Source organism: Salinibacillus aidingensis, assembly GCF_055393355.1.
The window spans coordinates 1,855,920-1,879,766 of the sequence record NZ_AP043759.1 but is presented as its reverse complement, the minus strand read 5'-3'; the positions used below and the strand labels follow the sequence as shown (position 1 = coordinate 1,879,766).

The window sequence follows — 23,847 nt, the reverse complement described above, 5'->3', positions numbered from 1 at the left end:
TTTGAAAATAGCCTTAATTGCCCACGATAAAAAGAAGAAAGAGCTTGTGAATTTTGTATTAGCATACAAGTCTATATTTTCAGGACATCAATTATATGCTACGGGAACGACGGGGGAGCAGGTAATAGACAAGGTTGGTGTACCTGTGCACCGGTTCCAGTCTGGCCCGCTAGGGGGAGATCAGCAGATTGGAGCGATGATTGCTGAGAACGAAATGGATATAGTCATTTTCTTCAGAGATCCTTTAACTGCTCAGCCTCATGAACCGGATGTAAGTGCATTGTTGCGGCTTTGTGATGTATACAAAATCCCTTTAGCAACCAATCTTGCAGCAGCAGAGGTTATGATTCACGGGATTGAACGCGGTGATTTTCAATGGCGTGAAATCGTAAAGTAAACAGGTTAAGACAGCGTTAGTTAGGGTGAGGAAAATCGGATTAAGAATAGGTATTACCTGCTATCCTTCTGTCGGAGGATCAGGAGTAATCGCAACAGAACTGGGTAAATTACTGGCTGAAAAAGGGCATCAGATTCATTTTATTTCTTCTAATATGCCGTTTCGTTTAACAAAGCTGTATTCAAATATTTATTTTCATGAAGTGGAAGTAAGTAATTATCCTGTCTTTCAGCATCCACCTTACGATTTAGCATTGGCCAGTAAGATGGCGGATGTGATTGACCAGGAGCAGCTTGATATTTTACATGTTCATTACGCGGTTCCTCATGCTGTCTGTGCTATTTTAGCAAAGCAAATGGCAAAGCGTGATGTAAAAATTGTAACGACGCTTCATGGAACTGATATTACCGTATTAGGTGTGGACTTAAGCCTGAAAAATATCATACGTTATGGAATTGAGGAATCAGATTGTGTAACAACCGTATCAAATAGTTTAAAGAAGCAAACAGAGGATTTGGTTGGTGTCAGGAAGCATATGAATGTCATTTACAATTTTGTCGATGAACGGGACTACAAGAGGGATCAAAGTCATGAACTGAAGGAGAATCTTGGCATAAAGGAATATGAAAAAGTAGTTATCCATATTTCTAATTTTCGTAAGGTGAAAAGAGTCCCGGATGTCATTCGTGTGTTCGCCAATATCGTTGACAAAATGCCGGCCAGACTTTTATTAGTGGGAGATGGACCCGAATATATCGCTGTTCGGGAATTAGTAAGGGAATTAGGGATTGAAGAAAATGTACTGTTTTTAGGGAAACAGGAAAATGTGTCAGAATTATTTTCGATTGCCGACCTTAAATTGCTGCTTTCAGAAAAGGAAAGCTTTGGACTGGTCCTTTTAGAGGCAATGGCAGGTGGCGTACCATGTATCGGAACAAATATTGGCGGGATACCGGAAGTGATTCAGAATCAGGAAACGGGGTATGTATGCTCTGTTCAGGATATTGATACCATTAGCAGTAAAGCTGTTAAACTTTTATCAGATGAGGATTTGTGGAAGCAGTTTTCAAATGCAGCCAAGCAACGGGTACATCGTGAATTTGCCTCTGAACGTATTGTACAGCAATATGAACAGCTCTACGAATCTCTCTTAGCTGAAGGATGATGAATAGATATGAAACCAGAATTTAAAGAAGCCATCCCTGTATTAGAGAAGCTAGAAGAACATGGGTTTCATGCCTTTTTTGTAGGAGGATCGGTTCGCGATAGTTTATTAAACCGGACCATAGATGATGTGGACATTGCATCAAATGCAACCCCTGAACAAGTACAGAAGATATTTGATAAGACGATACCAATTGGGATCGAGCACGGTACGATCATGATCAGATATAATCATATTTCGTATGAAGTGACGACCTTTCGTACGGAAAGTGATTACACAGATTTTCGTCATCCTGAAAGCGTTGAGTTTGTGAAGGATATTCACGAGGATTTGTCCAGACGGGATTTTACCATGAACGCGATCGCCATGAATAAAGATGGCACGCTTATTGACCCATATGAAGGCCAGATGCACATTAATGAAAAAAGGATTGAAACGGTTCGCAATGCCGATGAACGTTTTCAGGAGGATCCGCTCCGAATGATGAGAGCTCTGCGCTTTGTAAGTCAATTAGGCTTCCATTTAGGAAAAGAGGCTGAAGACGCCATTGTCCGGAACCATCATTTACTGGAAAAGATTGCGGTTGAGCGCATTGCAGCAGAAATGGAAAAACTCTGGAAGGCCCCGTATATTCTAAAGGCACTGACCATTCTTTATGAGACTGGTATTTGGCAGTCCTTACCTGTTTTTAAACAGCATCATACACTTATTCAAAAGAGCCTGAATCACATTCCATCTCCCTTATACAGCTTAGCAGAGGCGATTGCCTGTATGCATCTGTTTTATCCAAATGTATCCATCGATGACTGGTGTAAAAGGTGGAAGCTGTCAAAAGCGATTAAACATCGATCGTATGACTTGATCAATGGTTATCAGCTTTACAGAGTTCAGGGACTAACACCGGAAACCTTATATCGTTTAAAGCCGGAACTGTTTGAAGAATTTGTACATCTGGTAACCGTTTTAACTGGAAATTCCCAACTAACGGTAAAAGAAGTTGAACGAGCCTATCAGCAATTGCCGATTAAAAACCGGAATGATCTGAATATCAATGGTCATGAGATTATAAGGCTGTATCCTGACCGCAATCCAGGACCTTGGGTGCGTGAATGGCTGGATCAGATTGAAAAACAGGTCATAAATGGGGAATTGCAAAATGAAAAACAAACCATAATGGAATGGGTGGAACAATGGAATCGACGAGAAAGAAACTGATTACCCTGCTGGCAAATGCAAAGGACTCCTTTGTATCAGGTCAGCGACTGTCGGAGGAACTTCATATTTCCCGTGCTGCCATCTGGAAACACATGAAAGCATTGGAGCAGGAAGGCTATCAAATAGAAGGGGTTTCCAGAAAGGGGTATCGGATTGTATCCTTTCCTGACAAGATGAGCATTAATACGATTCAATGGGATTTACATACAAAATGGCTGGGTCAGGAGATGTACTATAAGAATCAGGTAGATTCTACTCAAACGATTGCTCATCAGTTGGCAAGAGAAGGGGCCGATCATGGGACGGTTGTAGTAGCTGATGAACAATTAAAAGGACGGGGAAGACTTCATCGCCCCTGGGATTCGCAAAAAGGCAAGGGCATCTGGATGAGTTTGATTTTAAGACCTGATATTGAACCTCAGCGTGCCCCACAGTTAACCTTAGCCAGTGCTGTATCTATTACTCGAATGCTTGAAAAGGTTTGTCAGGCAGAAGCCAAGATTAAGTGGCCAAACGACATTTTTCTAAATGATAGGAAGCTTGCCGGTATTCTAACAGAAATGCAGGCTGAACAGGATCTGATTGAGTATGTCATCATCGGTATGGGGATAAATGTGAATCAGGTTCAGGAGGATATTCCGCTTTCCTTACAAGATATCGCAACGTCTGTGAAAATAGAAACCGGCTCGTCGTTTCAAAGAGAGGCCTTAATTCAGGACGTTTTGAAAGAAATAGAGACTGTCTATGATCAATTCATGGAAGAAGGCTTTTCTGCTGTTAAACCTTATTGGGAAAAGGCTGCCTATCGAATAGGTGAGACGGTTACAGTAAAAACGCGGAATCTTAAGTGGGATGCTGTTTTAGTTGGAATACAGGAAGACGGTGCACTTATCGTTGAGGATCAATCAGGAAAGCGTGAAATACTTTATTCAGCTGAAATTGATTGGAAACGGGGGATAAAATAGATGAAAACACGGGCAAAGCTGCAAAAAATGAAGGAAAGTAATGATAAAATTACAATGATCACAGCCTATGACTACCCATCGGCGAAGTTATCGGAGGAATCCGGGGTCGACACGATTTTAGTGGGTGACTCTGTAGCCAATGTAGTGCTTGGCTATGACTCCACAATTCCGGTTACGCTGGACGATATGATTCATCATGGAAAGGCTGTAAAACGTGGTGCTGGTGATACGTTTACTGTAGTTGATATGCCGTTTATGTCGTATCATATTTCCCGAGAAGATACGATGAAAAATGCCAAGCGATTGTTTCAGGAAACAGGCGCACAGGCATTAAAGCTTGAAGGGGCCGGAGAGGTTTTAGAGAGTATCCGTTTGCTGACCCAAGCAGGTATTCCTGTCGTTGGACACTTAGGCCTGACTCCTCAGACAGTAAATGTTATTGGAGGATACCGGATACAGGGGAAAAATAAAAAGGATGCCGAGGAATTAATCGAAAATGCTAAAAGGGTAGAAGAATCAGGGGCGATGGCATTGGTTCTTGAATGCGTACCTGAACCTCTGGCTAATCTTATTACAGAAACAGTTTCTATTCCTACTATTGGAATTGGAGCAGGCAAGCACTGCGACGGACAGGTGCTTGTTTACCATGACATTTTAAAATACGGGGTAGATCGTCTGCCTAAGTTTGTAAAACCGTATGGAAATGTAAATGACCTGATTCATTCATCGATTGAGCAATATGTAAATGAAGTTAAAGAGGATATTTTCCCATCAAAAGAGTATGCTTATGATATGGATGAAGAGGAAATCCCTTCTCTTTATGGAGGAAAAGGTAAATGAAAGTGATACGTAAAGTAAAAGAAATGCAGCAGCTTGCCTTGGACTTAAAAAAGGAAAACAAATCCATTGGTTTTGTCCCAACAATGGGTTATTTGCATGAAGGCCACAGAAAATTGCTTAATGCTGCGAGAAAAGAAAATGATATTCTTGTTACCAGTATATTTGTAAATCCCCTGCAATTTGGTCCAAATGAAGATTATGAACGCTATCCCCGTGATGAGGAACATGATGAACAAGTCGCTCAGGAGGAAAATGCGGATGTAGTCTTTATCCCGTCTGTAGATGAAATGTATCCCGTTCCCATGTCACTAAGTTTAACGATGCAGAACAGGGTGAATGTTTTATGCGGCCAATCCCGTGAAGGTCATTTTGATGGGGTTGTTACGGTTTTAGCAAAGTTATTCCATATTATACTTCCGGACCGGGCGTATTTTGGGCTCAAAGATGCTCAGCAGTTTGCGGTGGTTGACGCTTTGGTGGAGGATTTTAATTTTCCGGTAAAATTACGCGGAATCCCTACAGTGAGAGAAGAAAGCGGTCTTGCTAAAAGCAGCCGGAATGTTTATTTGTCAGAAGAAGAACACAGACAGGCAATCAATATTTATAAGGCTCTGAAAAAGGGACAGGACTTAATAAAAAATGGAGTCAGACAAAAGGATAGGATTGTAAAGGAAGTTTCCCAGTTCATAAAATCGCATACTCATGGTAAAATTGATTACGTTGATTTATTAACCTATCCAAAGTTAGAGCATACGGACACCGTTGATCAGCGTGTTATTCTTGCGACGGCCGTCTATTTTAAGAAGGCGCGTTTAATTGACAACCTGATTTTTGAGGAAAACGGCGAACTTAGTTTTACCGAATAAATGAATAAGGGTTTAGGGGGAAATAAACCATGTTTCGCACCATGATGAATGCGAAGATCCATCGTGCACGTGTGACTGAAGCCAACCTGAATTATGTTGGAAGTGTAACGATTGATCAGGATATTTTAGATAAAGTGGGCATCTTACCACATGAAAAAGTGCAAATTGTAAATAACAATAATGGAGCCAGAATTGAGACCTATGTTATCTCCGGCGAACGAGGAAGTGGTGTCATGTGTTTAAACGGTGCTGCAGCCAGACAGTTTCAAGAAGATGATGTCATTATAATTATTTCATATGCTGTTCTTTCCGAAAGTGAACTTGCTGAACATCAGCCAGTGATTGCACTTATGAACGAAAATAATGAAATTGACGAAATCATTCATGCAGAACCACCTTTAACAAGTATCAAGTAGGTGTTCACATAGCAATTCCCTGGAGCTCCCGCGGTTGTGGGGGCCATTTTTATAAAATACCCCTTAAATTGGATGGTATACATAGTAAGAAGGTGACTTCATGAAGAAATTTGCAGTGGTTGATTTAGAAACGACAGGGCAAAACCCGACAAAGGGTGACCAGATTATCGAAGTAGGAATTGTTGTGGTAGAAGATGGGATGATCACACAGCAATTTGGGACCTACGTAAAACCTGATCAGGAAATTCCATTATTTATATCTCATTTAACGGGGATTACGGATGAACAGGTTCAGTCCGCGCCTCTGTTTTCCGAAATTGCGGAAGATATTATAGAATTATGTTCTGATGCATATTTTGTTGCCCATCATGTACAGTTTGATCTCGGTTTTTTAAACGAAGCATTAATGGATGCCGGTTTTTCTCCGATTAGGGAAAAAGTGATCGATACCGTGGAGTTTGCCCGTATATTTGCACCAAGAGCTACAGGATATAAGCTATCTCAGCTGGCAGAAGATTTAAATGTCCAGCATCAGCAGCCTCATCGAGCTCTTTCAGATGCGTATGTAACGGCAAAGATACTCCTTAACCTCCTGGATAAAGCCCGCCGTCTTCCGGTCGAAACAGTGGAAAAGCTGTTGGATCTGGAACCGAAATTAAATAGTGATTTCCATGCCTTATTCACCCAGTGGATTGACGATAAGAAATATACACTGGAGGAGACGAATCCGTCTATAGAGGTTTACCGGGGGCTGGGCATAAAAAAGCAGGAGAAACCTGTGCGGGAAAGTCATGACTGGGATACCTCATTTGGAGAATTCATTGAGGAAGTATTTGCATCGGATGGCAACCTTCAACAAGCATTGAAGGGGTACGAAACAAGAGAAGGACAAAGGGAGATGGCAGAGTTTCTCTTTGATTCATTTCAGGGGGAGAAGCATGCGTTCGTTGAGGCCGAAACCGGAACAGGAAAAACTTTGGCTTATCTGCTTCCGGGGCTTTACTATGCCTTGCAGCATAATGAACGGATTGTGATCAGTACCTATACAACACAGCTTCAGTCGCAGCTTTTAGATCAGGAAATTCCTTTGCTTAAAAGCCTGTTTCCTGTTTCTTTTGATGCAGTGATTGTGAAAGGGAAAAGTCATTATTTAAGCCTGAAAAAGTTCGAACAGGAACTGGAAAAACCCCCTTGGGATGATAATTATGATGTGATTTTAACGAAAGCCCTTCTTTTAGTCTGGATAACGGAAACAGATTCTGGAGATGTTGATGAATTGCATCTGCCTTCCAGTGGCCGGATATTCTGGCGGCGGGTAAATGCAGAGGCTGAACGGACACTTGATCCGAAATCCCCCTGGTTTTCCCGTACGTATTATCAACGTATTAGAAGACGGGCACAGAAAGCGCATCTCATTATCACCAACCATGCTTTGTTGTGTACAGATATGGTCCATGACTATGAGTTCCTGCCTTCCTATCAATATGCTATCGTTGATGAAGGGCATCATTTGGACCGGACCGCTTCAAGGCATTTTGGGATGAAGGTGGATTATGTTTCCATTCAATATCTGTTAAATGAGCTGGAGGAAATTCTGACGGATAACCAATCCCTGGAAGAAATAGCGGAAGCGAAGGAACATGCTGATTACTTGTTTCGCTATCTGTTCGATTTCGTACAGAACCAAAAGGGGAATCGTTCATCCTATAATGACATTGGTCGTATACAAACTTTATTTAATCGACAAGACATGGAAGAGGATACCGTCGTATTCCTGGGGGATTTAGCGTCCAGATTTATCTTCAGTCTGAAGGATCTGTCCGTAAGACTTGATCACAACAAAGAATCCATTCAAACGGATGAATCCATGAATCAGGAAGAAGATGAAGAAGAAATCAATAGAAAGATTGAACAAGTCGATGCCCTCATTCAGAATTTACATCTGTTTTTATATGAAGAAGAAACGTCGATGATTAAATGGATAGAAATTGAAGCAAAGGGAGCACGAAATGCAGTCTACTTATATTGTGAGCCGATTGAAACGGGTTCATTATTAAAACAGCAATTTTATCAGCAAAAAAAGAGTGTTGTGCTGACTAGTGCGACACTTACAATCCGTAATTCCTTTAGCTATATTTTGACTAGAAATGGTCTGGAAGAGGACGAGGTATTTACAAAAAAAATTCCTTCTCCCTTTTCCTATGAGGATCAGGTTCAATTACTGGTTCCTAATGATCTGCCACAAATCAATAAAGATAAAGAAGAAGACTTTTTATCTGCCATTAGCTACAATATTTACGAATTGGCCCAAATAACAGAAGGACGAATGCTTGTTTTATTCACGTCCTACCAAATGCTGCGAAAAACTCATGAAATGCTTAAAGGCTTCTTTGATCAGGATGATTTTATGATTATCAGTCAGGGAATTTCCAGTGGAAGTCGGTCAAGGCTTCAGAAAAATTTTCAGTCCTTTAATCGAGCCATCTTACTTGGAACAAGCTCCTTCTGGGAGGGTATCGATATACCCGGTGAAGACCTATCCTCTGTAGTGATTGTCAGGCTGCCGTTTGAACCCCCTGGTCATCCGGTTTATCATGCAAAGGCAGAAGCCCTGAGAGAGGAAGGAAAAAACCCTTTTATGCAGCTGGCCCTGCCAAATGCCGTTATCCGTTTTAAGCAGGGATTTGGCCGCTTAATTCGCTCAAGTAAGGATAGAGGTATTGTGTTTGTCTGTGATGGCCGTTTAATGAAAGCAAAATATGGCAAATACTTTATTGAGTCCATTCCACAGGCGTCTCTTTTATATGATGATGCACACTCTTTATTAGACCAGGCACGAAAATGGTTTTCATAAGTTATGGAATAGTTACACATTCTATTCTTGGATACTGATGATGGGATGTGAGATGTAATGAACATATGGAAAAGGGTCGTTATTTTTTGTCTGGCAATTGTAATAGCAGGATTATCAGCCTATCCTGCAGAGGCTCTTGAGCGTACCCTGTCTGAAGATGAAGTAAAGTTTACCTTTTTTCATCTTACTGATGGGGAATCACTTCTCATTACAACTGGCAGGGATAAACGAATTCTTATTAATACAGGATCTAAGGATAGCGAAGAGGACCTTGTCGGGCAGTTGGAGGAGCTGGAAGTACGGCAAATTGATTACTTAGTACTAACCAATAAAAATGAAACAGCGTGCGGCAATGCAGATGTTATTATTGACAAGTACCATGTAAAAAAGATTGCAAGTTCGAATTATCAGCCCTGTGTTAATATTCAGACGGAAGATATCAGTACTGTTAAATGGGAGCATGGGGAGACTTATGAGCCAAGTACAGGTCTGAGGTTTAAAGTTTTAAAGGTTAATCCCAATTCTCAAAACATGTCATTGTATATCACATTTGGCAAAAACTCCATGGTTTTTATGTCAGAAGCAAATCAGGCGATTGAAGATATCTTAAAGGATTTGCCTATTCAGACGGAGATTATCAAGATTCCCGATTATGCTGAAAAAAACTTTCCGACAGGTGAGCTGTTAGACCAGCTTGATCCTCATATAGCGATTATTTATGACCTGAAGGATAAAAAACTGCATGCAGGACTTGTCGAACGGCTGACAGAGCTGTGGATTGATGTTTATCATTTGAAAAGGGTAGGTACGGTTCAAATTATCTTCACCCCATCAGATTACGAATTTGTCCGTTAAAACAAAGGCGGAAGCGCCTTAAGCCAAAAAAATCGTGTTAACGATTTCGTTAACACGATCTCATTGTTTCTTTTCGATGAAAACTTGAGCAGGTGCAAGCAGCATTTTGGTATGGGTTAGGAAAATTTTAATCGGAATTATTGATTTAACTATTTAGCGACTGAAATTTATTGTTATAATATATAACGAAGTAACCTTTCAGACATCCATTAGTTTGGGATTCATTGCTTGATGATATACGGTGCAAAAATTTCTATGTATGGCTTCTGAATGGTTAAGGAGGTACTCTATGACCCAGTCAGGCCCTGAGACACTCACTACATTACGTGTTTCAAAAACAGATAACCTTTACAAGATTGTGGATTGTTTAAATCGTACACTAAAAGAAAAGGATTTAATGTTTGGATTAGCGTTGGACCAGGAAGATGAAAAGACAGCAATCTTCACCATTTATGAGACATAGGTGGTTTCGCCTCGTTGCCCTTATTTTTTTCATCCTTTTCTTAATCGTTGCCGGATCCTTTATCTACGTGTATAGTACGGCAATGGAGGGTAAAGAAGCGACATTTGAACAATCCAGACAACAGGCGCTACAGGAAACGCCTTTAGAAGAAATCGAGAGTATAGTGCGATATAATGGGGAAAAGGCCTATGATGTTGCCGTGGGACTTTCAGAAGACGAAACAAAAGGAATGGCGTTTGTTCCTGTTGAGAAAGATGAGGAAATTACATATGTGCAAGAAAACGACGGAATAAGTAAAGAAAAAATAACCTCAATCTGGAAGGAACAGTGCCAGGACTGTACAATGCAAAGTATCACTCCAGGTATTGAGAATGGAAATGTAATCTGGGAAATCACATATAAAAACAATGACAATCAATACGTATTTGAAACGTACTTGTTTGAAAATGGAGATTTGTACGAACAAGTGAAGCTAAGTAAAAAATAAGAGGAGGAATCCACTTAATGGAATTGGCAGAACGTGTACAAAGCTTAACGCCTTCAAGTACTTTGGCGATCACAGCAAAAGCAAAGGCACTGAAAAAAGAAGGCCATGATGTGATCGGTTTAGCAGCTGGTGAACCGGATTTTAATACGCCGGAACATATTATACAAGCGGCGAAAAAAGCCATGGATGAAGGAAAAACAAAATATACGCCTTCCGGAGGTCTCCCGGAATTAAAGCAGCAGATTCAGAAAAAATTCAAACGTGATCAGAATCTTGAATATCGTGAAAATGAATTGATTGTAACGATTGGGGCCAAACACGCGTTATTCACTTTGTTTCAGGTATTACTTAATCCTGGTGATGAGGTGATCGTTCCAACACCGTATTGGGTAAGTTATCCTGAACAGATAAAGCTCGCACAGGGAAAACCTGTGTTTGTTGAAGCTCAGGAAGACAATGAGTTTAAATTAACTCCGGAGCAGGTGGAACAAGCGATTACCGATAGAACCAAAGCAATTATTATTAATTCTCCAAGTAATCCAACAGGTGTCATATATTCCAGAGAAGAGTTACAGGCAATAGGAGATGTGTGCCTAAAACATAATATAACCATTGTTTCAGATGAAATATACGAAAAGTTAATATATGGCGAGCATCACCACATTTCCATTGCGCAGCTGTCGGATAAACTTAAAGAATCAACCGTTATTATTAATGGGGTTTCCAAGTCCCATTCCATGACAGGCTGGAGAATTGGATATGCAGCCGGGAATGAAACGATCATCAAAGCGATGACAAACCTGGCTTCCCATTCCACCTCCAACCCTACGTCTATTTCGCAGTATGGAGCACTTGCAGCTTATTCCGCTTCTGAAGAGGAAGTAAATAAGATGAAAGAAGCATTCGGAGAGAGATTGGAAAAACTGTATCAGTGGGTAACCGATTTACCAGGTGTCAGCTGTGTAAAACCTAAAGGCGCCTTTTATCTGTTTCCAAATGTCAAAGAGGCCGCAGCAGCCTGTGGTTATGATGAAGTTTTTGACTGGGTGGAAGCCCTTCTTGAAGAGGAGAAGGTTGCATTAGTTCCGGGATCCGGTTTCGGTGCACCTGAAAATGTTCGTTTATCCTATGCAACCTCTTTAGATCAGCTTGAAGAAGCAGCTAAACGTATCAAACGTTTTATCGAAAAACATCAAACCGTTTAAATAGGAGGAAGCGTCATGAAGACGACAATCAATCAAGTATATAAACATGTAGGAGAAGAAGTAACGATTGGAGCCTGGCTTGCCAATAAGCGCTCCAGTGGAAAAATTGCCTTTTTACAGCTTCGTGATGGGACAGGTTTTATTCAGGGAGTTGTAGTTAAATCTGATGTAGAAGAAGAGGTTTTTGATTTAGCTAAGAAGCAGCTGACACAGGAGTCTTCGTTGTATGTAACAGGTACAATTGTTGAGGATTCCCGATCTCCACTTGGCTATGAAATTCAAGTGAGTGGTATTGAACTTATCCATGAAGCCGTAGATTATCCGATTACACCGAAAAATCATGGCACAGAATTCCTGATGGATCACCGCCATTTATGGTTACGGTCCAAGAAACAGCATGCGATTATGAAAGTCAGGAATGAAATTATTCGGGCCACTTATGAGTTTTATAATCAGCAGGGCTTTGTGAAAGTGGATCCACCTATCTTAACAGGGGCGTCTGCAGAAGGCACAACAGAATTGTTCCATACAAAATACTTTGATGAGGATGCTTATTTATCCCAAAGTGGACAGCTTTATATGGAGGCTGCGGCCATGGCACTTGGAAAGGTATTTTCCTTTGGTCCTACCTTCCGTGCCGAAAAATCAAAAACACGCAGACATCTGATTGAATTCTGGATGATTGAGCCGGAAATGGCATTTATGAAGCATGAGGAAAGCCTGGAGCTGCAGGAACAGTATGTCACTCATATTGTTCAATCCGTATTGGAAAACTGTAAGCTTGAATTACAGGCACTTGAACGAGATGTTTCAAAGCTTGAAAATATTCAAGCCCCATTTCCGCGAATTACATATGATGATGCGTTGAAATTTTTGAAGGAACAGGGATTTGATGACGTTGAATGGGGCGATGATTTCGGAGCACCTCACGAAACAGCCATTGCCGAAAGTTTTGATAAACCAGTCTTTATCACTCATTATCCTACCAAGCTGAAAGCCTTTTATATGCAGCCGGATCCAGACAATCCTGATGTCGTATTATGTGCAGATTTAATTGCTCCTGAAGGATATGGGGAAATTATCGGTGGATCCGAGCGTATAGATGATTTGGATTTAATGGAGCAGCGTTACAAGGAGCATGGACTTACAGGTCCCGCTTATGAATGGTATCTGGAGTTAAGAAAATATGGAAGTGTTCCTCACTCGGGCTTTGGTTTGGGATTAGAGCGTACGGTAGCCTGGATTGCAGGAATCGAGCATGTACGTGAAACGATTCCGTTCCCACGTCTGTTAAATCGTTTGTATCCATGATGTCTGTAAAAAATGATTTATAGTAAAAAGGCTCCCTTAAAACAGGGAGCCTTTTATACAGCTAATGGGTCTAATATTTTCTCCCACAGAACTTTTCATACATGATTCAGCAAGAGTACATGCTATAATAACTGTAAGGTGGGATAATCATGCAAAACGATTCAGCTTATTATCAGGTCATTTTTGATCAAATGACATTCCCTAAGACCCTTTTACTGAACTATACATCTTTGGGAATGACGGAAGGGGAGCTTGTCGTTATTTTACAGATTTATCGACTTCAGTCAGAAGGAAATCGTCTCCCTTCCATTCAGGCGATCAGTGAACATATGACCATAAATGAACAGGAGCTTGCCCGAGTACTTAAAAAACTTATGAATAAGAGTCTGATAAAGATTGAACAGCACCAGGAGGATCATGTCATCTATGAATGGTATTCGCTGGAGCCCATTTGGAAGAAGATTTATGATCAGGTTGAAAAGGAAGAACAGGCCGAACATGAAGGAAAACTATTTTATTTATTTGAACAGGAATTTGGCCGGGCTCTATCCCCTATTGAAATTGAGACGATCAATCATTGGCTGGATGATGATCAGTTAGCCCCATCTCTCATTAAAGCGGCTCTTCGTGAAGCGGTTTTAATGGGAAAATTAAATTTCCGCTATGTAGATCGAATCCTCATAGAGTGGAGAAAAAAAGGGGTTAAAACGGTTGAAGATGCACGGAAGGTGAGTCAGTCCTTCCGTCAGAATTCCAATCAGACAAGCGGTACTCAAAAGAAGAAAAAACGGGATACTTCCGTTTATTATAATTGGTTAGATGAAGATGGTGAATAGGAAGAGGTGGTCAATTAATGCTGACAAAAAAACAGATTCGTTTTTGTCTGGATAAGATGGGGGAAATGTTTCCTGAAGCCAAATGTGAACTTACCCATTCCAACCCATTTGAGTTGCTCATCGCAGTCGTACTTTCAGCGCAATGTACGGATGCACTGGTGAATAAAGTGACTAAGGATTTGTTTCAAAAATATAAAACACCCGAAGATTATTTAGCTGTTTCACTAGAGGAACTGCAAAATGATATAAAAAGAATTGGCTTATACCGGAATAAATCAAAAAATATTCGTAAGTTGTGTGAGATATTAGTTGAACAGTACGATGGACAGGTTCCTGATGAACACGAAAAATTAGTGAACCTCCCCGGTGTAGGAAGAAAAACAGCCAACGTTGTTGTATCAGTTGCGTTTAATAAGCCTGCCATTGCAGTGGATACACATGTTGAACGGGTTTCTAAACGATTAGGATTCTGTCGCTGGAAGGATTCTGTTCTGGAAGTTGAAAAAACACTTATGCGTAAGATTCCTGAAGATGAATGGGGAGATACACATCATCGTATGATTTTCTTTGGGAGATATCACTGTAAAGCACAAAGTCCTCAATGTGAAATTTGCCCTTTATTAGAGGTATGCAGGGAAGGACAAAAGCGAATGAGGAAGAGGGAAAAGGAAATAACCAATAGTAATCAGTCGTGATATAAGCAGATGATTTTCATTTGCACGAAATAAAGGTCTGAAAAAAAGAAAGAGCTGAATTCTCCAGTTTTCCTGGAGGATTCAGCTCTTCTTGTTGGGTATGGAAATCATCATTTGATGAATGATTAATTTTTTTCAGGGAAGGCAACATGCGTTGTTCTTAACCTGCTCTTCTCATTAATCCGTCAATTTGGGCTGTCTGACCGTCATCTGGCGGACTTTCACCATCTTGGGGCGGGTCGGTTGGTCCTTCTTCATTTCCGTCTTCGCTGCCATTGTCGCTACCGTTTTCGCCATCACCATCATCTTGTTGATCATCACCTTCATTGCCATTACCTTCATCATTCCCATTGCCGTTCCCGTTGCCATTACCATTTCCGTTTCCATTTCCATTTCCATTACCATTTCCATTTCCTTCACCAGGCAACATGTCGTCAAATGGATCTTCTTCCTCTTCAGGAATCTCCAGTTCAACTCGTTGCGGCTCACTGCGGTTTTCGGAATCATCCGTATGAACAGCCGTAACTTCGAAAATAACCTTAGATCCAGGTCGAATGTCTGTCACTTTAACTTGCTTGTTTTGCGTGTTTGTGATGACTTGTAAATCTGAATTTTCGATGCCCGCTTTTACTTCAAATTTAATATTTTCTGCTTCACCATCATAATTCCAGCTAAGGTCTACAGCTTTTTCCTGTTCATTGTATTCCGCTTTTAACTCGCTGACTGGATCAATTTGGTCATATTTCTCTGATACTTTTTCAGGTTCTTGGCCTTTTACAAATAACTCGTTGATGATCTGGTCTTCAGGAGTAAATTCACTAGGTAATTTTGCAGGACGTGTGCCTTTTTCAACGCCAACTTCAACAACAGAGTCTGGTTTTACAAAATCCTTCGTTTCTACCCCTTGCGAAATGTGCTGCATAATATTCTTAAACATTAATTTAGGAATATCATCCTGATTTCCTTCCAGACTATCACTGGATTTAGGATATCCGGTCCAAACTGAAATGGAATAATTCGTCGTATAACCACTGAACCAGGCATCCTGATTGCCGTTGGTGGTACCTGTCTTACCAGCCAGAGGCAATCCGGAGACGTTTGCATCTGTACCTGTTCCATATTGTACAACGTCTTTTAACATATCACTTATCATATAGGCTGTATATTTAGACATGGCGACTGTTGGTTCTTCTGAAAAATCAACTTCTTTATCACCCATGACAACTTTCTTTACAGCGTGTGGTTTATTAAAAATTCCTTGATTTCCAAACGCAGCATAGGCACCGGCCATTTGCACCGTATTCGGTTCAATATGCCCGCCGATGGCATCTGATTCATAGACACCATTATATTTAGACACGGGCAAACCTAATTTTTCAGCAAATTCTGCTGCTTTATCTGTCCCAACTTCCTGTAATGCCTTCAAGGCAGGTATATTCCGAGAATAAGCTAAATGGTATCGCATGGTATTCCATCCTCTATAGCTATTATCCCAGTTCGAAATATCAGTCCCATCCGAATATTCATGGTCAGCATCATTAAATTGATAGTATGTGGATCGCTTCTTGTTTTCGATAAGTGGTCCATAGCTCATAATAGGCTTCATAGTAGAACCAGGCTGGAAACCATCTTGAAAGGCATAGTTATAGTCAGCTCCAATTCCTTCTTTTCCATTGTATTGACCACCTAAAGCCAGGATTTCTCCAGTTTTTGTGTCAACCACGGATAAAGCTGACTGCAACTCTTCATTGTTAAAATATCCTCTCAGCGGATTATTCTCTGAATCACTTAACAGAAGTTCCACCTGTTTTTGGGCTTTAGGATCTAATGTTGTATAAATTTTTAAACCATCCTGATAAATATCAACCTCATCCCCCATTTTATTCTTAACTTCTTTTACTACCTTCTCTAAAAAGTCTCCATAAGGGATGTCTGATTCATAATCCTCTACTACAAGTTCATTCACATGAACCTTCTTGGCTTTTTCAGCTTTCTTTTCGGATATTTTTCCGTGCTGAACCATTAAGTCCAGGACAACATTTTTTCGTTCCTGAGCTTTTTCAGGATTCTTTGTCGGATCGTATACATTTGGCAGCTGTGGAATACCTGCTAACAGAGCGGCTTCAGGTAAGGTTAATTTGCTTAAGTCTTTCTTGCCAAAATAGACTTCAGCTGCCTTGGCCACACCATACGTAGAGTTTCCGTAATGAATTTTATTTAAATACATGGTTAAAATATCATTCTTGGAATACTTTCTTTCTAACTTCATGGCAAGCCATTGTTCCTGAACCTTTCTTTTAAGCCTTTTATCCTGCGAAAGAACAGCATTTTTCACAACCTGCTGGGTAATGGTACTGGCCCCTTCAGCTCCGAAGCCCTCGGTAACATTAGCCCAGACAGCGGCTAAAATTCGTTGGAAATCAATACCAAAATGACTGCGGAACCTGGCGTCTTCCGTTGCTATAACGGCATCCTCCAGTACCTGTGGTATATCGTCATATTCAATTTTTGTCCGTTTTTGGGAGCCTAAGTCGGCAATCAGATTTCCTTCACGATCATAAATTTTTGATGAAAGGGGATCCGATAAGTTTGCTGCATCCAGTGAAGGAGCACCTGCTGCCCATACGGCAAAAGTTCCTGCCACTCCCGCGAATAGGACACCACCAATTATGGCAAAAATAATCAGGATTCTTTTCCAATTCCATTTGGTCTTGCCTTGTTTATTCTGTTTCTTTTGCTGTCTTCGTTGCATTCGAGATTGGCTTTGATCTGCCATATTTAAATCTCCTCCCGTCTAAAAATAGACCTGATCAATGACTTTTAGATAGTCTACTTTTGCTTGTAAACTAAAGGGAATCTTAAAACCATGTTCTTTTATAGCGTTAATAGGAATCGACTTTCTGCCACCCTGAAACTGCTGGTCCCAATAGGGGAAAAATTGTTCTGCGGGCAGAAGGAAGGATTCCTCCTGGTTTTGCAAGCGAATAATTAGAAAACAGATTCCATCGTGCGCTGCTACGGACTTCATATGATCAACCTGATGCTGGTGAATATTAGCTAAAGGGAAAGAAGTCCGACTGCGTGTTTCTTTAGCTTCAAAATCAATATATTTTCCTTTATAAAGCCCATTGTAGTCAGTTGTTGATGCCTGCTTAAAATAGGCTTCACGAATAACTGCAGCACTTCTTTTTGGATAATCCACCTGTACGATTTGCACAGGAGTTGGTTTTTTATGGACAACGGCTAGATTCCGTTCCAAATAATATTTATTCGTCTCATTGATATCATTTTCGAGGGTCATTCCACGTTTTCCAAAGTTTGTTGGCTGATTCATCGTGTTTTTGTACTGATTTGTCGTCATTCTTTTTTTTCCATTCGGATAGTGCATAAAATCCTCCCCTATACTGCAGTATCATATCAAATTTTACGAAAAAAAGGTATTAAAAACATAAAATCAGAAGGGAAGATTTGTGTGAATTATCATGAAATCATCACTGACATTAAAGAGCAAACAGACAAAAAGAACATCAATAATGTGGAACGGACCAAGGCCTATCTTCAGTTTTACCTGAATTCCCGTGAAATTCAGTGGTCCTTTCTGGCCAGTATGGTGTCCCGAAATGCAGGCTGGAATATGACAGACCTCAAAACGGACACGTATAAAAATTTGCTGTCAGCGAGGATGTCACGCCATTTATTTATGACTTATGAAAGGGCGAACTGGTTCATTTTTTCGGACGCATACCCTCAATTACTCATTTACCATTATTCAACCCGTTATAAACAACCTCTCTTTCATTTATTAAGGTACTTTTATGTATCTACGTTTATGATAGACGAATGGATGCATTTTTGGTTACATAAAAATGAAAAACGTTTGTTATATGCTCAAATAATTAACGAACAGAATCTGATTCAAAAACCTGTGATAGAGGAACCCTTTTTCAAGTGGAAAATTTTCTATAATGTTCCTTATATACTGCAGGATAAGGTTCACTTAAACGCTGTTTTGTTTCCTGCTCCTTCTGGTATATTATATGGCTTGTCCATAAAAAAATTTACCAGCACCAATGAAAGAATTAAGACGGGAAAAAAATTAGCCTCCATACTATTTCACAATGATTTATATGAACATTTCCTTCAGTTTGCTGAGGAGGTTGAACCTGATGGGACCAGGGGAGAATATGAGCAATTTCTGGGTGAAAGGTACATCCCCGCAGAAGCTCTGGAAGACATATATCCAGATATAAAGCATGATAACAGGAAACGGATAGACTGGTATGATCCTGCATTATTTCAGGAAGAGTGGTGGCACGAAGCTCATTCAGAACCAGTACCAATTGGTGATATTTTCTATAAAAAAAGAAAAGCACTGGAAAAGCTCTCCATTATAGCTGGAAAATTTAGAAATGGCTGATCCATTGGTAAAAACCCATGATCAGCCATTTACGACTACATATCAGGTTGACGGACGATTGGGTCCATCAAGTTTTTTATTTCCATCACCTTTCCAGCCTCTGCGCACAGGTTCTTCTTCTACTGGCTTTCGATTTTTCTGATTATCTTTTTTACCCATCACAAACCCTCCTTAGTCATAGTGTGAAGCATGTCGATAATTCTATACTTGCCATGAAACAAAACGAATCCCTTGTAACATTTCTTCTTTCTTTGTCGGACGTAAAGGAGATAAAAGGATAAGGCAGAAAGTAAGACATAACTGAATATAAAAAAGGAGGCTGATTGTAAATGAATTTAGCCTATAAGGATGAGGAAAGCAGGGAAAATAAAATCAGTGGAGCAGAACTGGATAGGGCGTTGGAACAAGCTGAACAGAAGCTTCGGACTATGGAGAAGCAATTAAGTAATAAAATCAATGCTGAAGCAGCGACATACCTTGCTGAACAAAAGAAAAACATCAAGTCTCTGCCATTGGAGCTTGTGGTGATTTACGATAAATTCAAAGAAATAAAGGGAGGGGTTCTAAACAGCAAAATGAACAAGGATTTCAACTCACTTCCTTTTCTTACAAGATTTGCACAATGGATGAAATAAACATTGAAAAGTGATAAAGTGTAAGTAAAAAGGATGTATAGACATGCTGGATAACTTACACAGGATTATAGACGGAATTTATTCTGAGCTTTTGGAGAAAAGCTTACAACGATATAATGAGGGAAATAAAGTTGACCGTAAAGATCGGGAAGAATTTGAGCGAATTAAGAAGGAAACAGCCCCAATTTTTGAACTGATTAATAATTGGGAAAAAGAGGTCACCAATCATATTGCCAGCTTAAATGTAATGCCTAATCAGGTGGAAAATACGAAAGACAATATGGAGCTTTTACTCTTACACAGCTATTATATCGATGTCCGCAGAAAAAGATTTATGGAATTATATAATTCCATTGATTACGTGATGAATCGGATTTTGAATGATTAACCCCACACCATACAGAAAGCGCTTTACAATGGAATGAACTTTATTTATAATGAATCTCCAGACTATTCTGAGAGGAAGGACATTATGGATAAACAAACGCTGATTAATTATGCAAAAGAAATATGGAACCAGGCTTATGTACCTTACTCCCATTTTAATGTAGGTGCAGCTCTATTAACAAAGGATGGAAAGGTTTTTAAAGGGTGTAATATTGAAAATGCCGCCTACCCTGTTTCATGCTGTGCTGAAAGAGTTGCCATTTTTAAAGCAATCTCAGAGGGAGAAACCGAATTTTCTCAATTAGCTGTTATTGCGGATTCAGATCGCCCAGTACCCCCATGTGGTTCATGCAGACAAGTGATGAGCGAATTTTTCGAGCCGGATATGGAGGTTATTGTTACAAATATGAAAGGCGATGTTAAATCTATGACAGTGGAGGAGCTCCTTCCATTTTCTTTTACATCTGAAGATTTAGCAGAAGGACAATCCAATTCATAAAGTGTTACCTCTTGTTTTAAACAGGAGGTTTTTTTTATGATACAGGAATTATAATCTATAGATAATTTGTGGATAAAAAATCAGATGAGGAGGCGTAGGCAGTCATACAAAATTGGTGTAATGTACAGATTTAGGTACATGGCTTAGTACATGTCTCTTCCTTAGGTAATATAGTGTTAGTGTAGAGTTCAGGAAAGGGGAGGATAGTGTGCATCATCGTCATCATCATAAAGGCTGCCATCCCATGGGGGTAAGCCCGGCACAAAATGTCGTTTATCCTACAAAGCATTGTGTGAAAGATAATTATATACCCCATGAAGTGAATCACATTCATCCCACTAATACAACGATTATGAATCATCATTTAGTCAAAAATAAACATTATTATCCACACACACAGTCTGTCATGAATAATGTGCAGTCACAGAATGTCAACATGGGACCGGGCTCACCAAATATGGTATCACCGGCTAACATGGGCCAGGGGCGCCAAACATGGTTTCACCGGCCAATATGGGACCAGGAGGACTAGGAGGACCCAATGCAGGATCACCTGCATCCATGAATCACAAACCCTACAATGGCTGCTAAATAGCATAGGGAGGGGGAGCTTCCCCCTCCAAAAAAATGGAGAGATATTATGAAGAATTTAATGATTACTGGTTATAAATCAAATGAATTAAACATATTTAATATGAATGACAAGCGTATATTTTTTATAAAGGAAGCCATTAGGAAACGACTCATTCCTTTAGTAGAAGATGAGGGCATCGAGTGGGTGCTGATTTCCGGACAATCAGGAACGGAGCTCTGGGCGGGTGAGGTTGTTCTTGAATTAAAAGAACACTATGAAATTAAACTTGCCGTGATCACTCCATTTTTGAATCAGGAGCAGGTGTGGAAGGAAGAACAGCAATCCCTTTATCAAACGGTAGTTGGACAGGCAGATTTTTATCAGTCACTGGTTAAAAAGGAATACGAAGGACCGTACCAATTTAAAAGGAAGGATCGCTGGTTTCTGGAAAAAAGTGATGCTTGTTTGTTGCTGTATGATGAGGAGCAGGAAGGATCACCAAAGTTTTTTCTGCGCGAGGCAGAGAAGCAGGACAGCCATTTTCCAATTTTCTTTATCCAATCCTTTGATTTAGAAGAAATCGTACGGGAAATTCAGGAAAACTCAAGTGATTTTACATACGATTCTTAAATTGAAAATTGACATTTTGATAGGAATTTGAAAGAATATGTATGAATGTATGTTGCGGGGTGAATAAAATGGCAGAACGTGTACAATTAACAACGAAAGAAATCCTGGAAAAGGACTTTAAAACAGCAATTCGAGGTTACAATCAGGAGGAAGTTGATCAATTTTTAGATATTGTTATTCAGGATTATGAAGCTTTGCAAGGTGAAATTGAACGACTTACTGAGGAAAATCAGCGGTTAAAGAGTGGACAAAATGGAAATACTAGAGTACGACAATCTCAACAGCCTGCAACCGCTAATGTAAATTACGATGTTTTAAAACGCCTGTCTAACTTAGAAAAAGCTGTATTTGGAAAAAAGTATGCTGATTAATTGGTAAAAATTGCGATTTGCAAACGATATGAATCATGTTATAATTCTAAGTCCATGACATAAGTGGTATGAAAAATGAATGTTCGGGTAATCGCTGTACGACTTTAGTCTGCAGAGGAAAGTCCATGCTCGCACAAGCTGAGATGCTTGTAGTGTTTGTGCTTGACGAAATCATAAGTCAGGGTAGTCTGAAAAGGCTAACGGCAGGGAAAATACCTACGTTCTCCTTGAATAGGGTATGACTACCTTTAAAGTGCCACAGTGACGATTTCAACTGGAAACAGTTGAAGTGGAACGGGGGTAAACCCCACAAGCGAGCAACCCAAATAATGGTAGGGGCACTCTCCCAGAGGGAATTCAACCAAGGGAGGGACAAGCACAGGATGCTTGTAGATAGATGATTACCACCGGAGTACGAGGCCTTGACAGCCGTTGGAGTACGAAGGAACAAAACATGGCTTACAGAACATTCATTTTGTCAAATCCACGTATTTTATGAGCGAGCCTTTTCTAAGCATGAACCGTTTAGAAAAGGCTTTTTATTATACATATACACACAGTAATAAAGGAAGGAATGCATAACAATGTCCGGAAGATATACATTAATAGCTACTGCAGCGGCTGGTTTAGAATCACTGGTAGCTAAGGAAGTGAAACAGCTTGGCTTTGATGAGGTAACGGTTGAAAATGGAAGGGTTATTTATAAGGCTGATGCATTAGGTATTGCCCGTAGTAATTTGTGGTTACGTACAGCTGATCGGGTGAAATTGCTGGTTGGCGAGTTTGAAGCAAAGACGTTTGACGAGTTATTTGAACAGACAAAAGCCTTGCCATGGGAAGCCTACGTTCCTGAGAATGGTGCTTTACCTGTTGTAGGAAAATCCGTCAAATCCCAACTGTACTCGGTTCCTGATTGTCAATCAATCGTAAAGAAAGCGATTGTGGATCGCATGACGAAAAAGCATGGTCTGACAGGAAGATTACCTGAGAATGGGGTCATGTATAGAGTGGAGGTGGCTCTACTGAAGGACAAGGCAACGCTTACGATTGATACATCCGGAGAGGGCCTTCACCGTAGAGGTTACCGTGTTGAGCAAAATGAAGCTCCTCTCAAAGAAACGTTAGCTGCAGCCTTAATTGAGCTGACGAATTGGCGTCCCAATGATCCGTTCATTGATCCATTTACGGGCTCTGGAACCATCCCCATTGAAGCAGCTTTAATCGGACAGAATATTGCACCAGGATTTAATCGTGAATTTGCTTCAGAGGATTGGGATATCGTGCCCCGGAAGCTGTGGGATGAAGCTTTAACGGAAGCGGAAGACGTTGCAAAATATGATCAGCCTTTGGACATTTCAGGCTACGACATTGATCATCGAATGATAGAGATTTCCAAAACGAATGCAATGGAAGCAGGTCTTGCGGATCTCATAAACTGGAAGCAAATGCAGGTGCGCGATTTAAATCCCACTGTTCCCAATGGTTATATGATCGGAAACCCTCCATATGGGGAGAGACTTGGAGAACGAAAAGAAGTCGAGAACATCTATCGTGATTTGGGTAATATTATGAATGAGCACCCAAGCTGGAGTGTTTATATAATTACTTCCTATCAGGATTTTGAAAAAGTCTATGGGAGGAAGGCAACAAAAAAACGTAAACTTTATAACGGTTATATACGAACTGATTACTATCAGTATTTTGGCAAGCGTCAAAAATAAGTTTATCAAGCATTAACTGGCCGTAACACCCCCACTACAAGTC

25 protein-coding genes and 1 other RNA gene are annotated in these 23,847 nt (G+C 40.3%); 24 read left to right on the top strand and 2 right to left on the bottom strand.

From position 1 onward, the window contains the following. Position 1 precedes the first annotated feature (1 nt). From mgsA to nth, 15 genes are all read left to right on the top strand, one after another. A complete protein-coding gene (gene mgsA / locus ACZ5OK_RS10160; protein WP_343836542.1) occupies positions 2–397 on the top strand; it encodes a methylglyoxal synthase in 396 nt (131 codons plus the stop codon). Between the two features lie 25 nt (positions 398–422). Then, on the top strand, positions 423–1,562 hold the full coding sequence (gene bshA, locus ACZ5OK_RS10155; protein ID WP_425542165.1) for an N-acetyl-alpha-D-glucosaminyl L-malate synthase BshA: 1,140 nt from the start codon (positions 423–425) through the stop codon (positions 1,560–1,562). A 9-nt stretch (positions 1,563–1,571) separates the two neighbouring features. Then, positions 1,572–2,777, top strand: coding sequence for a CCA tRNA nucleotidyltransferase (locus ACZ5OK_RS10150; protein WP_343836538.1), 1,206 nt, complete (start codon positions 1,572–1,574; stop codon positions 2,775–2,777). Next, complete coding sequence (locus ACZ5OK_RS10145) at positions 2,741–3,742, top strand: biotin--[acetyl-CoA-carboxylase] ligase (protein ID WP_464758087.1); 1,002 nt, start codon at positions 2,741–2,743, stop codon at positions 3,740–3,742. Before ACZ5OK_RS10150 ends, ACZ5OK_RS10145 begins: the two co-directional genes overlap by 37 nt. Then, positions 3,743–4,582, top strand: a complete 840-nt coding sequence (gene panB, locus ACZ5OK_RS10140; protein ID WP_343836534.1) for a 3-methyl-2-oxobutanoate hydroxymethyltransferase — start codon at positions 3,743–3,745, stop codon at positions 4,580–4,582. Then, the gene (panC, locus tag ACZ5OK_RS10135) at positions 4,579–5,448 is read left to right on the top strand and encodes a pantoate--beta-alanine ligase (protein ID WP_343836532.1); all 870 of its coding nucleotides are present in this window, start codon (positions 4,579–4,581) and stop codon (positions 5,446–5,448) included. The genes panB and panC overlap by 4 nt, the downstream gene beginning before the upstream one ends. Before the next feature lie 29 nt (positions 5,449–5,477). Further along, on the top strand, positions 5,478–5,864 hold the full coding sequence (panD, locus tag ACZ5OK_RS10130; RefSeq protein ID WP_343836530.1) for an aspartate 1-decarboxylase: 387 nt from the start codon (positions 5,478–5,480) through the stop codon (positions 5,862–5,864). Positions 5,865–5,964: 100 nt separating this feature from the next. Beyond that, a complete protein-coding gene (gene dinG / locus ACZ5OK_RS10125; protein ID WP_343836528.1) occupies positions 5,965–8,718 on the top strand; it encodes an ATP-dependent DNA helicase DinG in 2,754 nt (917 codons plus the stop codon). A 57-nt stretch (positions 8,719–8,775) separates the two neighbouring features. After that, positions 8,776–9,573 carry a ComEC/Rec2 family competence protein gene (locus ACZ5OK_RS10120; RefSeq protein ID WP_343836526.1) on the top strand — a complete coding sequence of 266 codons (798 nt, stop codon included), beginning with the start codon at positions 8,776–8,778 and terminating at the stop codon, positions 9,571–9,573. A gap of 289 nt (positions 9,574–9,862) precedes the next feature. Beyond that, on the top strand, positions 9,863–10,036 hold the full coding sequence (locus ACZ5OK_RS10115) for a YpmA family protein (RefSeq protein ID WP_343836524.1): 174 nt from the start codon (positions 9,863–9,865) through the stop codon (positions 10,034–10,036). Further along, positions 10,026–10,523, top strand: a complete 498-nt coding sequence (locus tag ACZ5OK_RS10110) for a cell wall elongation regulator TseB-like domain-containing protein (protein ID WP_343836522.1) — start codon at positions 10,026–10,028, stop codon at positions 10,521–10,523. The genes ACZ5OK_RS10115 and ACZ5OK_RS10110 overlap by 11 nt, the downstream gene beginning before the upstream one ends. A gap of 17 nt (positions 10,524–10,540) precedes the next feature. Beyond that, entirely contained in the window at positions 10,541–11,728 is a 1,188-nt protein-coding gene (locus ACZ5OK_RS10105; protein WP_343836520.1) for a pyridoxal phosphate-dependent aminotransferase, read from the top strand. Between the two features lie 15 nt (positions 11,729–11,743). Further along, positions 11,744–13,039: an asparagine--tRNA ligase gene (asnS, locus tag ACZ5OK_RS10100; RefSeq protein WP_343836518.1), complete on the top strand. Its 1,296-nt coding sequence runs from the start codon at positions 11,744–11,746 to the stop codon at positions 13,037–13,039. A 149-nt stretch (positions 13,040–13,188) separates the two neighbouring features. Next, on the top strand, positions 13,189–13,875 hold the full coding sequence (locus ACZ5OK_RS10095) for a DnaD domain-containing protein (protein WP_343836516.1): 687 nt from the start codon (positions 13,189–13,191) through the stop codon (positions 13,873–13,875). A gap of 17 nt (positions 13,876–13,892) precedes the next feature. Further along, complete coding sequence (nth, locus tag ACZ5OK_RS10090) at positions 13,893–14,570, top strand: endonuclease III (RefSeq protein WP_343836513.1); 678 nt, start codon at positions 13,893–13,895, stop codon at positions 14,568–14,570. 160 nt (positions 14,571–14,730) lie between these two features. Here the strand turns inward: nth and ACZ5OK_RS10085 are convergent, their stop codons facing one another. Both ACZ5OK_RS10085 and recU read right to left on the bottom strand, forming a co-directional pair. Continuing rightward, positions 14,731–17,346 carry a transglycosylase domain-containing protein gene (locus ACZ5OK_RS10085; protein ID WP_343836511.1) on the bottom strand — a complete coding sequence of 872 codons (2,616 nt, stop codon included), beginning with the start codon at positions 17,344–17,346 and terminating at the stop codon, positions 14,731–14,733. Positions 17,347–17,364: 18 nt separating this feature from the next. Further along, positions 17,365–17,958, bottom strand: coding sequence for a Holliday junction resolvase RecU (gene recU / locus ACZ5OK_RS10080; RefSeq protein WP_343836509.1), 594 nt, complete (start codon positions 17,956–17,958; stop codon positions 17,365–17,367). Positions 17,959–18,042: 84 nt separating this feature from the next. Between recU and ACZ5OK_RS10075 the strand changes: the two genes are divergently transcribed. The 9 genes from ACZ5OK_RS10075 to ACZ5OK_RS10035 all read left to right on the top strand — a co-directional run bounded on the left by ACZ5OK_RS10075 (position 18,043) and on the right by ACZ5OK_RS10035 (position 23,804). After that, positions 18,043–18,987 (top strand): DUF2515 family protein, encoded by a 945-nt coding sequence (locus ACZ5OK_RS10075; RefSeq protein ID WP_343836506.1) that lies wholly within the window; start codon positions 18,043–18,045, stop codon positions 18,985–18,987. Positions 18,988–19,316: 329 nt separating this feature from the next. Beyond that, complete coding sequence (locus tag ACZ5OK_RS10070; protein WP_343836505.1) at positions 19,317–19,622, top strand: hypothetical protein; 306 nt, start codon at positions 19,317–19,319, stop codon at positions 19,620–19,622. Positions 19,623–19,665: 43 nt separating this feature from the next. Further along, positions 19,666–20,010: a DUF1798 family protein gene (locus ACZ5OK_RS10065; RefSeq protein ID WP_343836502.1), complete on the top strand. Its 345-nt coding sequence runs from the start codon at positions 19,666–19,668 to the stop codon at positions 20,008–20,010. An 84-nt stretch (positions 20,011–20,094) separates the two neighbouring features. Then, positions 20,095–20,508: a cytidine deaminase gene (gene cdd / locus ACZ5OK_RS10060; RefSeq protein ID WP_425542164.1), complete on the top strand. Its 414-nt coding sequence runs from the start codon at positions 20,095–20,097 to the stop codon at positions 20,506–20,508. Positions 20,509–20,716: 208 nt separating this feature from the next. Then, complete coding sequence (locus tag ACZ5OK_RS10055) at positions 20,717–21,040, top strand: CotD family spore coat protein (RefSeq protein ID WP_343836498.1); 324 nt, start codon at positions 20,717–20,719, stop codon at positions 21,038–21,040. Between the two features lie 108 nt (positions 21,041–21,148). Continuing rightward, entirely contained in the window at positions 21,149–21,712 is a 564-nt protein-coding gene (locus tag ACZ5OK_RS10050; RefSeq protein ID WP_343836496.1) for an SLOG family protein, read from the top strand. Positions 21,713–21,780: 68 nt separating this feature from the next. After that, complete coding sequence (gene gpsB / locus ACZ5OK_RS10045) at positions 21,781–22,083, top strand: cell division regulator GpsB (protein WP_343836493.1); 303 nt, start codon at positions 21,781–21,783, stop codon at positions 22,081–22,083. A 79-nt stretch (positions 22,084–22,162) separates the two neighbouring features. Continuing rightward, an RNA gene (rnpB, locus tag ACZ5OK_RS10040) (RNase P RNA component class B) lies at positions 22,163–22,550 on the top strand. Positions 22,551–22,667: 117 nt separating this feature from the next. Further along, the gene (locus ACZ5OK_RS10035) at positions 22,668–23,804 is read left to right on the top strand and encodes a THUMP domain-containing class I SAM-dependent RNA methyltransferase (RefSeq protein WP_343836491.1); all 1,137 of its coding nucleotides are present in this window, start codon (positions 22,668–22,670) and stop codon (positions 23,802–23,804) included. Positions 23,805–23,847: the final 43 nt, after the last annotated feature.